12 protein-coding genes are annotated in these 12,105 nt (G+C 42.4%); 5 read left to right on the top strand and 7 right to left on the bottom strand.

Annotated features, from left to right (window positions below; all coding sequences use genetic code 11):
* Positions 1 to 5 precede the first annotated feature (5 nt).
* Positions 6 to 506, top strand: a complete 501-nt coding sequence (locus AC6R1O_RS11945) for a hypothetical protein (protein ID WP_500657102.1) — start codon at positions 6 to 8, stop codon at positions 504 to 506.
* 100 nt (positions 507 to 606) lie between these two features.
* Positions 607 to 1,038 carry a DUF2787 family protein gene (locus AC6R1O_RS11940; protein ID WP_500657101.1) on the top strand — a complete coding sequence of 144 codons (432 nt, stop codon included), beginning with the start codon at positions 607 to 609 and terminating at the stop codon, positions 1,036 to 1,038.
* A gap of 583 nt (positions 1,039 to 1,621) precedes the next feature.
* On the opposite strand, the gene AC6R1O_RS11935 is transcribed toward AC6R1O_RS11940, so the two are convergent.
* Together AC6R1O_RS11935 and AC6R1O_RS11930 are read right to left on the bottom strand one after the other, a co-directional pair.
* Positions 1,622 to 1,747 carry a hypothetical protein gene (locus AC6R1O_RS11935; RefSeq protein ID WP_255212448.1) on the bottom strand — a complete coding sequence of 42 codons (126 nt, stop codon included), beginning with the start codon at positions 1,745 to 1,747 and terminating at the stop codon, positions 1,622 to 1,624.
* A gap of 295 nt (positions 1,748 to 2,042) precedes the next feature.
* Positions 2,043 to 2,909: a helix-turn-helix transcriptional regulator gene (locus AC6R1O_RS11930; protein WP_500657100.1), complete on the bottom strand. Its 867-nt coding sequence runs from the start codon at positions 2,907 to 2,909 to the stop codon at positions 2,043 to 2,045.
* 360 nt (positions 2,910 to 3,269) lie between these two features.
* Between AC6R1O_RS11930 and AC6R1O_RS11925 the strand changes: the two genes are divergently transcribed.
* Both AC6R1O_RS11925 and AC6R1O_RS11920 read left to right on the top strand, forming a co-directional pair.
* Entirely contained in the window at positions 3,270 to 3,407 is a 138-nt protein-coding gene (locus AC6R1O_RS11925; RefSeq protein WP_005484894.1) for a hypothetical protein, read from the top strand.
* Between the two features lie 84 nt (positions 3,408 to 3,491).
* Complete coding sequence (locus tag AC6R1O_RS11920; RefSeq protein WP_053809386.1) at positions 3,492 to 3,692, top strand: hypothetical protein; 201 nt, start codon at positions 3,492 to 3,494, stop codon at positions 3,690 to 3,692.
* 247 nt (positions 3,693 to 3,939) lie between these two features.
* On the opposite strand, the gene AC6R1O_RS11915 is transcribed toward AC6R1O_RS11920, so the two are convergent.
* From AC6R1O_RS11915 to AC6R1O_RS11900, 4 genes are all read right to left on the bottom strand, one after another.
* On the bottom strand, positions 3,940 to 4,209 hold the full coding sequence (locus AC6R1O_RS11915) for a hypothetical protein (protein WP_053809387.1): 270 nt from the start codon (positions 4,207 to 4,209) through the stop codon (positions 3,940 to 3,942).
* A 34-nt stretch (positions 4,210 to 4,243) separates the two neighbouring features.
* On the bottom strand, positions 4,244 to 4,714 hold the full coding sequence (locus AC6R1O_RS11910; RefSeq protein ID WP_500657099.1) for a hypothetical protein: 471 nt from the start codon (positions 4,712 to 4,714) through the stop codon (positions 4,244 to 4,246).
* Between the two features lie 60 nt (positions 4,715 to 4,774).
* Positions 4,775 to 5,374, bottom strand: a complete 600-nt coding sequence (locus tag AC6R1O_RS11905; RefSeq protein ID WP_500657098.1) for a hypothetical protein — start codon at positions 5,372 to 5,374, stop codon at positions 4,775 to 4,777.
* Positions 5,375 to 6,022: 648 nt separating this feature from the next.
* Positions 6,023 to 8,890: a DNA polymerase gene (locus tag AC6R1O_RS11900; RefSeq protein ID WP_500657097.1), complete on the bottom strand. Its 2,868-nt coding sequence runs from the start codon at positions 8,888 to 8,890 to the stop codon at positions 6,023 to 6,025.
* A gap of 566 nt (positions 8,891 to 9,456) precedes the next feature.
* Between AC6R1O_RS11900 and AC6R1O_RS11895 the strand changes: the two genes are divergently transcribed.
* Positions 9,457 to 10,584 carry a DNA cytosine methyltransferase gene (locus AC6R1O_RS11895; protein WP_500657096.1) on the top strand — a complete coding sequence of 376 codons (1,128 nt, stop codon included), beginning with the start codon at positions 9,457 to 9,459 and terminating at the stop codon, positions 10,582 to 10,584.
* Between the two features lie 49 nt (positions 10,585 to 10,633).
* On the opposite strand, the gene AC6R1O_RS11890 is transcribed toward AC6R1O_RS11895, so the two are convergent.
* Positions 10,634 to 11,719: a type II restriction enzyme NmeDI-related protein gene (locus tag AC6R1O_RS11890; RefSeq protein WP_500657095.1), complete on the bottom strand. Its 1,086-nt coding sequence runs from the start codon at positions 11,717 to 11,719 to the stop codon at positions 10,634 to 10,636.
* Positions 11,720 to 12,105 lie beyond the last annotated feature (386 nt).

Below are 12,105 nucleotides of genomic sequence, written 5' to 3'. Positions count from 1 at the left end.
GTCCTATGGCACGTAAACCAAGCAATAAACAAGCAGCAGTTCTACCAGAAGTTGTTGAAGGCAATGAACAAGTCACAGTCACTGACGATCAACCAGTAGACCATTTCGCTAATATCGTGCGCGAGGGTAAAGCGAGAAAGTTATCACCGAAAACGGAAAATCATTTGTTCTATGAAATTGCTATTCATCAAGGGGAGAAGGAACTTTATATCCGTATATCGGGTAATCAAGGGGGTGGTCTTTATTGTCGAAGTTGGATCCCACTTAAAGATATCACCGCTGTTCTGGATGTGCAGGGTGATAAGCCGTTCAAGAGCTCTGTGCTGAAGTGTGTCTTTTCCGGGCAGTCAGCGAATAACGCTGGTTTTATGGCTGCTTGTTGCAGGGGGCTTGGTCTTATCATCCAGTCGGAGAAATCAGTCTTCCTCCATGTTCTAGCGCCTGACTACGAGCAACGTCGTGATGAGTTGCTGTCATTAGTGGACGCTGAAACCAAAACTAAATAACCCCGAATCCACATCAATCCTTACCCACCAAGCCAACTATGGCTTTCATACCGAGCACTTAACAAGAGTGCTTCCTTAGCAAACTAAAAGAGATTTTATTATGAACTTAACTTTTGACGTTGAGCGATTACTGCTGCCTGTCAGTGTCGATCTTCAAGATGCTTTAAACCGAGTGATCAGTGAATCAGGCAAATGGACACCCATGATCCAATCGGTTGTGATCAACTTCCGAGATTCTTCCTACAGTTCGGAAAACGGTGGTTGGCACCCTGTTGAAATCAGGCTTGTTCGCCTCTACGACCAGTGGATCTTTGATTACATCACTGACTTTGCGTATTGCGGTGGTCCTTATCCCGAACTGGTGAAAGAGGTGGATTTTAACTTCTCATCTGGAACAGCGAGTTTTTCCTATGTTCCAGAACTGCTGATAACAAGTAGTGAGGTAATGGAGTTCTACTCGATGTGGGAATCCAACTTTCTCAGCTACGTCGAAATGGGCGTGTTCGATGAGATAAAAGTCACTGTGGATTAGTTCATCAGCAACAAACCAAGTAGAAAGCACCATGTATGTACCATAAAATAGTCGACTCACTTCCTAGTGAAACTAAGGCTTCCCATTGTTCCATGTTAGTCATGGCGTGATGGGAAGCCTTTTTCATTGGGGCAAGTTTTAGCAACGTTTACCCAATCCGTTGCCTTCGGAATTCAGAGGGGATGAAGTTGTTGGATTGCGATGGACGGTGGAAACACCAAGGAAGGGAGCGTTAATTTTAACGAGTTTGCTTGGTTTACACTGGTGTTTTGTTATTAAAAGCTCCCATTGCTATGTCGAAGCAATGGGAGCTGATGTTTAGGTTTTGCTATAGCGCGTAACGTATAGGGGTATTGAGAACGAGTTTCCATGAGATTTTCCATAGTCATCTGTTCTAATTACAGCGCCAAGAGCGCACCTTAATCTTATGTTTACAGGTCGGCGCGAAAACTTGATCATTTTCAACGTTGCCATGCGCTGTAAGCGGTAATCCACGATTCCCACACATTAGCTCTAAACCCGTTGAGTAAAAAAGGAACTTGTCACCGGAATCTATAGTGACAAGTTCAATTCATGACTCTGTTTATCCAGTCATCATACCCAGTAGATAGCCAACGGCGGTGAAGCTTAACAAGTTAGCGATATCAACTAGGTAAAAATACGGACTGGACTGAGTGATTTGGAGCAGAGTTCGTGCATCAGACATCATGGTTATACCCCTATTAAATTACTTCTCCTACCGGAGTTATTTTAGTGTTTGCTAATTAACGACGAAAAACGGCATCATTTTGAGTTTTCCCTTGCGCAGTATCGGTTTGAGGCTTCGCTAAATCGTCTCTTTCGCTTACCCCACATAGGTAAGCTCAAAATCGGTACATAGTGGCAAGTTGATGATTAGGGCGGTCGGTCTCGACGTAGTGAAACGACATTATGTCGGTGTTCTTTGTTGTCTTGGAGCTGTGCTTCTAGAGGGAGTGTTAGGACGTCATTTATTAACGTGGCAACTACTTGTAACGATCCAATGTGGCGTGAAGGTCGCGTATAAGTTCAAGCTTGAGACTGACAGGAGAGAGAACCTCGACTTGAGGTATCCAGGACTTCAACAAGGGTAAGATATCGCTCAATCTTGATACTCGACTGCTAACCAATAAACTACCGTCACTCAGTTCTTTCAATAGCTGCTGGTGGGGAAAAATCATACCTTCAAGAAAGCGCGGAGCTACTTCCCTGTCAACCTGTACAAGCACCTCAGCATCATCCGGAGTTAGCCACTCCATCCCTTGTTTATGTATCTCCTCGTGGACCTTTTGATTCGGTTTGTATTTATCTTCCCGGCGGTGGATCCGTGAAATATTCGGTAATCGGTACGAATGTAGCTGGTCACTGTAGGTCGCAGCGAGGAACCAGATACCACGGTCATTTACCAAACGATATGGATGGACAGATTCAAACGTTTTGCCATTGTAAATAAGGTCAATAACAGAGTGAGTGGTAATCACTTCGGTCAGTTGTCTAAACAGCGCATCGAACTTCTCCATGGGTTCGGAGCGTGGGTTCTTAAACAGAACGGGAGTGTGACCGTTGAACTTGTAGTGATTCGGTAGTAGCGCAGACAACCCCGTATCGTGAAGTACCTTGTTGGTATTCGCATTACCATTACCATTATTTCGAGTTACTGGATCTAACCGATAACCTTCATTGGTGCGGATGATCGGAGCGTTGGCTAGCCTTTCATTGAAATCGCGTCTCAGGGTTTTCTCGCTTACCTGATAATCCGCTACCAACTGCTCAGGGGAGAGCACTTCTCCCATAAACAATCTCGTCAATATGTCACCTAGCCTTAAAGCTAGCTTTTCACTCTTATCGCTCATGCTACTAGCGTACGGTTTCCCTTGGACAGGTTGAGGGCAAAACATTTTTAAATGTTTCAAACCGTTGCGCACTGAGATTTGGCATAGCTTTCATCGGATAAGGCAGGGCAATGACGATGCCTATTTTCACACTCATTCTGCGCTCTTGGACACATCCTGTCCGAACGCAGTGGGATACTACACAACGTAGATTTACTACAACGTCAATTAAAGGAAACAAGTAATGCAAGTGACATTCATTAAGCCGCTTATGGCATCAGGTTACTCATGCCGCTCTTTAGGTTGTCCCGGTTGGGTCACCAAGGGCGGATCATGCGATACATGTGGCGCAATGGATTACAGTTAAGAAGGAGCGTTCATATGGGCAACTGGACAGAAGACCAAGGTGACTATGATGATGGCACAGAAGATTCTGGCTTCAGTCAGGACTTCGACATGGAGCCGGGCGACGATGGTTGGCTCGGCGGTGACTTCATGGCTGATGATGACGATGATTAAGTCCCATCACTAAATTAGGCTTATCAACAAGGGCGATATCGAAAGGTATCGCCCTTTTCTGTATCTAGAGAAAAGGAAAAAATTATGACGAAAACACATTTTCATTCTAACCCTCAACAGCGCTGGTTTAAGCCGAGTCTATCGACGGGGATTCAAGGTGCTCATTATGGCAGCGTTCTAGGGCAGCGCATCGCCGGGGCTAGAGGGATGGTCGCATTTGGCGCGGTTGGATTTTTGGCAGGAGCAGTGATTGGTGGGGTCATGGAGGAGAAAGACGTTACCTAGCAAAGGAAGAAGTAGGGGAACCTGCTTCTTTTTTATTGGTGGGTTCGTGCTGAAATTATGTCGTTTCAAGAATGGAAAGCAGAGGGTAGAGAGGGTAGAAAGGTGTTTGCCAACGTCTGTCAACAAACACCTTTCAGATAGGATATTGAAATTCTTGCATGAAATAATCGCTAAGGTCTGGGCAATTTATTTGATAAAAAACGTACTATTAAAAAACTATTAAGTAGTGAGAGTAACTTGTAACACGTTAGTGACCAGTGACTTCGCTAATCACCTGCTTCAAGCGCTTCGCTGTCTCCTTGTAACCGAAAGAATCGCGTTTAGGGTCATAGGGATGCACAAGCGCGGTTTCAAGCTCCTCAAGGATTTGATCCCAGTGCAGAATTTTCCCACCTTTCGACTCGATATTCTGACCAACTTGACGAACCTCACGAAGGCGAGTTCGGCGGTTCTGGTTATTGCGATTTGCTTCGGCGGTGAAAGCATTAACGATTAAATCGTAGATAGACATGTTCATGATGGATACTCCAATAGTTAAGTAAAAGATGCAGTTAGACTGCGGTTTGATAAAAATCCCAAGTCGGTTTGTAACGACGGGACGGTGATGAGGCTGCTGTAGCCTTATGAATTTCCTGTTTAATCATTAACTGTGTATCTAGATCATCACAGGGAATAAATGAAAGAATCCGGTTACCTTGAGTTCTCAGGATAAGCCCTTGATATTTTTCACTAAGGTGACATTCATATCCTAGAATGGAGTTTTTCCGCACCCAACTACCTGTTGGGAGAGTTATCCAGTAATTCGCGTCTCGGATACAAAGCTTCTCAAGGTCAGCAAATAGCGTATCGAGATTTTGCTCACTTTCTTCATCTTTAAGAGTTAAATGAGCTAGCTGTTTACCGCTCGCTGCTCTGACACTGACATTACCATCAGTGATATTGATTGATGCCAAGATACTCGTTGACACCTGTAACTTGACACTGAATAAGTTAACCGTGTTCTTTTTTACTTCGGTTGCCATGGGTGTTCCTTAATAGTCGATAGCAAAACCGAAACGTCATAATGTCGTTTCGGCAACAAGTTACGCAGCTTCAAGAGTGGGGTGATTTTCTAATTGTCGACGTAGGTTGACATTTTCCTGCTCTAGCTCCTTGAGGCGAGCTTCCAGCTCCAATACTTTGTCAACCAAGTCATCATTCACAACGGGGGTGGTCTGTTTCTTCTCTGTTTTTAATTGAATTGCAAAATCGTTGAACATTTCATTGATAGTGTCAGATTCAACATCCGGGTGTTGTTCTAGGTGTTGTTTAATTTGCTCACGCAAAGGGACATAGCGCTTACTCGATAACTTGTAAACTTTGGTGAATCCTACTTTACGGCATTCTTCTAATGTTCCGAATTCACATAAGCTAGTCCAACGTGTAAGCGTGCGCTTATCTACCGTACGTTTACCGTTGCCAATAATATTTTCATCACGCCATTTACCGAACTTATTCTTGTTCCCTTGGAAGAGCTGTCTAACTTCATGCATTGCAGCACCAATATTGTATTGAGCTTGCTCACACTGTTCCTTATCAACAACACGACCAGCACCAGCGTTCGACAACGCGTTTACTATGGCATCGGCTAATTCATTTAGACGGCTTTCAGTGAGTTCTAGTACTTTGTTTGCATCAGTCATTTTTCTTGTCTCCATATTTAAAAAGAGCCCTCATTTAAGCCCCTTTTAAGTTTTTGGTCAATAGTAAAAATTCTTTTAAAACAATCACTTGATTGCTGTTTTGGGTGTTTTATAGTGAAAAAATGAAAAGTGGATTACAAGGGGACGTATCGTTGTTTAAAAGGCGTGTAACGAGGGTATTACCGAATTGCTTGTCACTAAAAAGGGATATTCATCCACTCGGGAGAATTGGTTTAAGAATCTGATGGATATGTATCGGTATTTGTCAAGAGAAAATTGGATTAATATTCTCATCTTTTACTTTTGTGATGGGCGTCACAAACCGTAAATTTGGAAAAAGTTGAATCACTGACCCCCTTTTTAAGATTGGATAAAGGCAAGAGATCAGGATAGGTTAACTCGGTTAGGAATGAATAATGATATTTAAATCATCATGTTATGAGAAAAGATGGATGTTGTATCTTGATAGTGTAATTAGGTTACGCAATTCCCCTCTGATTACGCCAGTAATCCCATCACGAAATCGTTAACCTAATCTCCTATCAAAATGCAATATCCATTCTTGTTGATTTAATTAATTAAAATCAATGGTTTACATGTTTATGCTTAAGCGATTACCTTCACGTTTTCCGCTATCGTTAACCACTATCATGAGTCCTTCAGCATCATTTTTACTTCATCCAGTTCGTCTTTATGGAAAAAGTGTTCTATCTCCATGTCAGGGAACGTTGCAATTAACCAATGCAATAGTGGGATGAGTCTTGGGGTTGCAGCGAGTACGTTAGGACGGAAGGCTGTGTCTCGTGAGTTCCTAATGGCATTATCTGCAATCCTAAATCCTGCATTGTTAAACAGTTCAGTAAGTTGTTTGAGAGTAAGTTTCTTACCATTAATGGTTTTGGTCAGTCCGTAGCTCTCTTTAGATAGGGCACGTAACGCGAGTTTTAGTAGGGCACCCTGTGAACCGCCTTCCTCATACTTGATGTATGATCCCTTCAGTAGTGGTTTGGTTTTGCTGTAGTCGATCCAGTTCTCCCAATCTTCCATGGTTTTAAGACAGTTATCACGTCGCCATCCATCAAACAATGCGCGAGTCTGTTGTCCTTCTTGCTCGTTTTTCCAAGGTACGGTATCGAAGTAGATATGCTCGACGATGTGACCTTTAGGATGGCGTATTTTAGTCATGCGAGGATTAACGGGTTTACGCTTAAAGTCGAACTCCAAGTTGAGCGTCTTTTCTCGTTGGATTTCTATCAAGTCCATGTCTTTCAGGTACATGTCACGAGGTGAAATCAATGAGTTGTTTGGGATCTTCTGTCCGGGGTAGCGGTCTAAGAACAGTTCGACCATATAAGCATTTTCATCCTTTGCCGATGATAAGGCTGATTCTGGTGGCTTAACGCCTGCTTTTGCTATGACGGGTTCGGTATCGCCATATTCACCAGTGATTTGTCCACGGGTTTTCATTGCGATGATTTGTTTAGCATGGTGCTTATGCTTAATCATCTTACCGTCACCCGTTTGTTCACATATCTTACTGAACCGTTGGCTAATGGTTCCTGAAACGTGGAGTTGTTCTTCAGTACAGTCTACGAGATACCCATCTGTCGTGGCACTTACAACGGTAACGTCGTCGCCATGGTGTTTATGAATCCCTGCTAATTGCTCTGAGAGAACCGCTCTAACGAACCCTGTCGCATGAGCTGCAAAATATGGATTAGTAACAGGAGAGTGTGGGATATTTTTGCTTAACCCATCTTGTGAGTTAAAACCGTGCTTTCCTTTAAGTCCTTGCCCTAATTTACCGTACAGCGTATTCCCTATCTCTTTCCATAGCTTCTCTCTGAATTTATCGCCCTTATCCGTATATTTTTGTCTTTGCTCTCTGATGAGTTCCGTAAAGCCTTTGAAAAGTGGCTCTTTATCTTCAATCCATGGAACGATCACTCCGAACTGAATTTCAATATCACATCCCATGTTATATGCGACTTCTATTTCAGGTGCGGTGCAGTAAGAGTAGCCCTCTAGCGGATAATATAATCCATAGAGGTCAGTTCTAACGGGTAGGCATGGAAATTTCGTAGTGTCTTTATTGAAGCTGAACTTAACGTAAGCAAACCCCATTTTATGACCGAGATAGTCATTGATATTGGTTGAAGTGAAGCTTTTCTCGAAGTCTACGGGTTTAATGTCCATTAAGGCATTGACGTACGCCGTAGCAAGATCGAAATCGTTGTAATCACCTAAGTTTGCACCACCAAACACGTAACACTCGTTTCTACCGCCATGGAAGCAGTCTATTGCCAGTTGTTCGAAGATACGACGACCAGCTGTGATGACAGTTTCTTTCTTCTGTATGACACGACCTTTTGTTTGATTCCAGTATTGAATCGTTTTGGTCTCCATGCCGAGTGCTTGGTTTAATGCATCTTTATCACCCGTGAGTGCTTTGAAGAGTGATACTGAGAAGTTACCCAGTGTTGATGGTAGATGTTCAAATTGAAGTTTGTCTAACCGTTCTTCTGGAATTTTACCCTTTAATGATTCTTTGATGTCGTTAAGAGCGAAGCGTTGCATTTCCAATCCGTACTTAACGGTGATTTTGGCATCTCGTAGGGCATAGCGAAGGAAGAGTGGCTCGTCTGCGACCAAAAGCTCATCCATACGGCTTTTACTATATGGCTCTGGTATCACTTCTTTAGGAATTTTGATGAGTTCACCGACGTTATCAAGTCCACTTTGCCCCGGACTAAGTAGTAAAGTATCTACAAAGCGGACACGGCTCTCACGTTTCTTTCCATTCTTGTCTGTAAAGTGAACGGGCTCTGAAGCTTGCTTGGTTCTACCCACTGCGTCTAGGTCGATGCCGTATGCGCCACGCGTGGAGGTTAATGTGCTTCTGACGACTTCCAGTTTCGCTTTCTGACTGGTATCCCAGAACGCTTCGAATGACACCATGTCAGCTCTAAGGTAGTGGGCATAGATGTAGATTTTCTTTGGCCATCCTGTAATAAATCCGCGCCCCATTGCAGTTTGGAGTACTTCAACCAAGAACTCTTCAAATTTCTTACGAGGTTTCTTGATTCGATTAATCGCCTTGAGTTCATCTTCTCGGCTTTTGTTAGCGGCTCTGGACTTCTTGATAACATCAGCAACGGGGGTAAGTACCACATCACTCATGTGGTGTTCACCTGCGATTAGATAATACTGATAGGACAGAATGTCGTTTCGGTTTTCCTCGGCGTTGTAGACGTACTCACTGTCTATACCAATGTGAACCGCTTCATCATCACCTTTGAGTGCTTGCCATGGTGACTGCTGTTCATTCTCGAAGTAGATATCGAGCTCATCATCGACAGCTTTACTTGAGTATTCATCGGTTTGCTCTTGCGCTAGAAAAGCGTCGAGTTCAATGCTGCTTGATTCTGTGGTTTGGTCGGTAGTTTCTGCTTGGAAGTATTCGTCGAGTTCTTTATCTATGGCTTCAACATGGTTAGGTTTGTTTTCATTGTTCATCGTTGTTCTCTTATAACCAAGTGCATTGTTGGCGGGTGATGCGTCCCTCTTTATACCACAGAGCTCATCCACTGATGAGTGTGGCTTCGTCTTGGTTTGGTGTGTGAGTGATAAGGTTGTGTAGAAAGTAGGAGGGGCAGAACGATGATTTTTGAGATTTTGATGTGTGGTATGGAGAGTGGGGTAATTGATGGAAGTAGAAACCCATACCAGATATGGGAACTCTCAAAACGGTGCTGTTTTTCATCGAGTGTAACTAAACATATAAATAACTCCGCTAGGAGGTCCGATTTAAATATGATTTACCCTAGTAGTTGGTGGTGGATGATTTTGTCTGGCGGTATGCGGGGTATAGATATAGAGAGCCTGATCCTTTAGTGGGATCAGGTCTTTGTTACTGCTGGATAGTTGTTTGTAATATCAGGTTGTTAGCTCTCGTAGTCCGTGTAGTGGGGGGCGTTACGTTTCCTGTTGATGTCAGTTCTTTTTGTTTTCTTTTGGGTAGCAGGCTAGAATTGCCGATTCGAACAAAACATTGCAGATTCCTTGAGGTTACTACATAACTAATGGCTACTATCTTTTCTTTTTTCTCAGGCTCTGGCTTTCTTGATTTAGGGTTCGAAAATGCTGGTTTTAATGTGGCACTGGTTAATGAGTATCACGAACCGTTCTTGGATGCATATAAATATTCAAGAGTTGTTATGGACAACCCAAAACCAGAGTTTGGCTACTATCTAAACTCCATCGAGGAGTTCGTAGATGGTGGTAAGTTAACAAATGAACTCAAACAACATGTTCGCAAAGTACAGAAAGAAGGAGAGTTAGTCGGGTTTATAGGTGGCCCCCCTTGTCCGGACTTTTCTGTCGGTGGTAAAAATAAGGGTTCTGAAGGTGATAACGGTAAGTTAACGAGAACATATGTCGAGACCATCGTTGAGCATAAACCTGATTTCTTTTTATTTGAAAATGTAAAAGGCTTGTGGCGAACAGCTCGTCACAGAGAGTTTTATGAAGAAATGAAATCTAAACTTATCAGCTCAGGCTATGTACTTACTGAGAACTTAACTAACTGCATTCAGTTTGGTGCGCCTCAAGACCGAGATCGAATCCTTCTTTTTGGAATCAAAAAAGAACATGTTGTAGGACTTTTAGATATCGAGTCTTTAGGTAGGAATGCTCTCCCTAAAACACTTTTTGATTGGAGTAGTCACGTAACCTTTACTCTTGATGAGTCTTTGAAACTTTCATCTTGGCCTGAAACTGCTGTGTTTGAAGAAGGTGGAGTAAGGGCTATGCCCGCAGGTATAAAACCAGAGCTTACTATTCAATATTGGTTTGAAAAGAACAAAGTAATGGAACACCCTAATTCGAAACATTTTTTTCAGCCTAAATCTTCTAAATTTAAGGAAATTGCTGAGGGTGATGTGGGTAAGAAGTCATTTAAGCGATTGCACCGTTGGAGATTTTCACCAACAGCTGCATACGGTAATAATGAAGTTCATCTTCATCCCTATTTTGCTAGGCGTTTGAGTGCTGCTGAAGCACTCGCGATTCAATCTCTACCTAGTGAGTTTGTATTACCGCCTACAATGACGTTGAGTAATATGTTTAAAACTATTGGTAATGGTGTTCCATATGTAATGGCTTTAGGTGTTGCAAATACAGTATCTGACTTTCTACATCGTATAAAGTAAAGGAAGAGGGTGGGTTGTGCCCATCCTCTTTTTTGACGGATATTGTTCGTTATCTACAAGGCTCTAAGAAGGTATGGAAGAACATCGTGTTGTTGATACCTTTGAGTCCTCTTTTACATAATAAGTAGAGCTCTTCTATTGCTGAGTAAGGTAAGAAGAAAGTATTCATATCTTGGAATTGAGGGGCGTTGGCTTTTTTTAGAACTTGTTCTCTGATTTCATCTGGAGCCGCGATGATATATGTCATATGTGCTAGTTCGGGGGATTCTTCCTTAAACCCTTTCATACGATTTAGACCTGACGTTACCCCTGTGCTATGTTCGATCTCTATGATAGCTGGGATTTTTTTCCCCTCGTCGCCAAACCAAATACAATCAATTAGTTCACCAGCAGGTGCTGCATTTGGATATCCTTGCAATGCAGGAGTATTGTCGAGATCTTTCAAGACACAATCCATTTCAATGAGTTTTTCATTGTTGTATAGAATTCCATGGTCGTTTTTGGCGACCCATGACTTCAATCCCATTGCTTCTGCGGACTTCACTAATAGTATTTGTATTTGAGCATGTCGCCTTTTTTGTTCGATATCAATTTCTTTTTCTTTTCCAGAAATATTAAGGTCGAGGGCATCAAAGTACAATTCTCGATCTACTTCGGAAATGACCATATCATTGACTTCTTTGACATGCATTTTACCCTGTTCGTGAGGGATGTCAGGGCAATAGATTAGGTGTTTATGTCCCTCTTTTACCTTTGTTTCCGGACCTATTTTTTCTAGTCGACCGGGAAAGCATAAATAGAATGTAGGCGTGTGTAGTAGTAAAGCTTCTAGAGCTGAACGAGTGTTATAGCTTCCCCCATAAATGCGGTCGACATTCACAGGTTTATTTGGCTTTAGAGCACTAGCTAATCTCCAAAGCATCTGCGGTGATATCGGTTCTTTTTTCTTTTGTGCAGGGGTTTGACCTTTGCTCGGATCCCATCTTTTGATGTAGATTGGTCCTTCAGGAAGTTTAATATCAACGATCATTATTTTGGTCTTGGTTTCTTTAGTTGGATACTCATAGATATTATTTCTATTGAGTGCGTTGATATCAGAGACCAAGTTAGATGCTGTGAGTTGAATTTTATTCATACAGATACTACATATTGATAGAGCTGAAGGTAATGAAACTAAGTTTATAGCATATTAAGTCTTGGTCGTTAAGCAATGCTATAGTTATAGTACTTTTGACGTTTATCTAAGCAACTGTCTTGTATGAGATTATTTTGAGATAAGGTTAGTGTGCTAAGTTGTTATCTATGGACTTCAGTTCGATGGTAGTTTCTTGGCGAATTAGGGGCAAACGCGATGGTTGGATGGGGTTCTGCTTGCGTTATCTAACAGTGCATTTCATGCCGATAAGTTACCATGGATTCTGGTGTGGAAATGACTTCAAGTAATTGTTTATACACGCATTTAGCTCCGCTAGATTTGATTCAAAATCCGTTGCCTTCGGGCGTGGCGGTTCAAGTCCGCCC

The sequence above is a fragment of the Vibrio sp. R11-SG3-ISO3-SZ genome (assembly GCF_059834345.1).
This window is presented reverse-complemented; position numbering and strand designations above follow the sequence as displayed.

Bases quoted from the DNA above. Each gene is read 5' to 3' on its own strand.
- AC6R1O_RS11930 (WP_500657100.1), bottom strand. From the start codon at position 2,909: ATGAGCGATAAGAGTGAAAAGCTAGCTTTAAGGCTAGGTGACATATTG.
- AC6R1O_RS11925 (WP_005484894.1), top strand. From the start codon at position 3,270: ATGGGCAACTGGACAGAAGACCAAGGTGACTATGATGATGGCACAGAA.
- AC6R1O_RS11940 (WP_500657101.1), top strand. From the start codon at position 607: ATGAACTTAACTTTTGACGTTGAGCGATTACTGCTGCCTGTCAGTGTC.
- AC6R1O_RS11910 (WP_500657099.1), bottom strand. From the start codon at position 4,714: ATGGCAACCGAAGTAAAAAAGAACACGGTTAACTTATTCAGTGTCAAG.
- AC6R1O_RS11890 (WP_500657095.1), bottom strand. From the start codon at position 11,719: ATGAATAAAATTCAACTCACAGCATCTAACTTGGTCTCTGATATCAAC.
- AC6R1O_RS11905 (WP_500657098.1), bottom strand. From the start codon at position 5,374: ATGACTGATGCAAACAAAGTACTAGAACTCACTGAAAGCCGTCTAAAT.
- AC6R1O_RS11945 (WP_500657102.1), top strand. From the start codon at position 6: ATGGCACGTAAACCAAGCAATAAACAAGCAGCAGTTCTACCAGAAGTT.
- AC6R1O_RS11920 (WP_053809386.1), top strand. From the start codon at position 3,492: ATGACGAAAACACATTTTCATTCTAACCCTCAACAGCGCTGGTTTAAG.
- AC6R1O_RS11900 (WP_500657097.1), bottom strand. From the start codon at position 8,890: ATGAACAATGAAAACAAACCTAACCATGTTGAAGCCATAGATAAAGAA.
- AC6R1O_RS11895 (WP_500657096.1), top strand. From the start codon at position 9,457: ATGGCTACTATCTTTTCTTTTTTCTCAGGCTCTGGCTTTCTTGATTTA.
- AC6R1O_RS11935 (WP_255212448.1), bottom strand. From the start codon at position 1,747: ATGATGTCTGATGCACGAACTCTGCTCCAAATCACTCAGTCCAGTCCG.
- AC6R1O_RS11915 (WP_053809387.1), bottom strand. From the start codon at position 4,209: ATGAACATGTCTATCTACGATTTAATCGTTAATGCTTTCACCGCCGAA.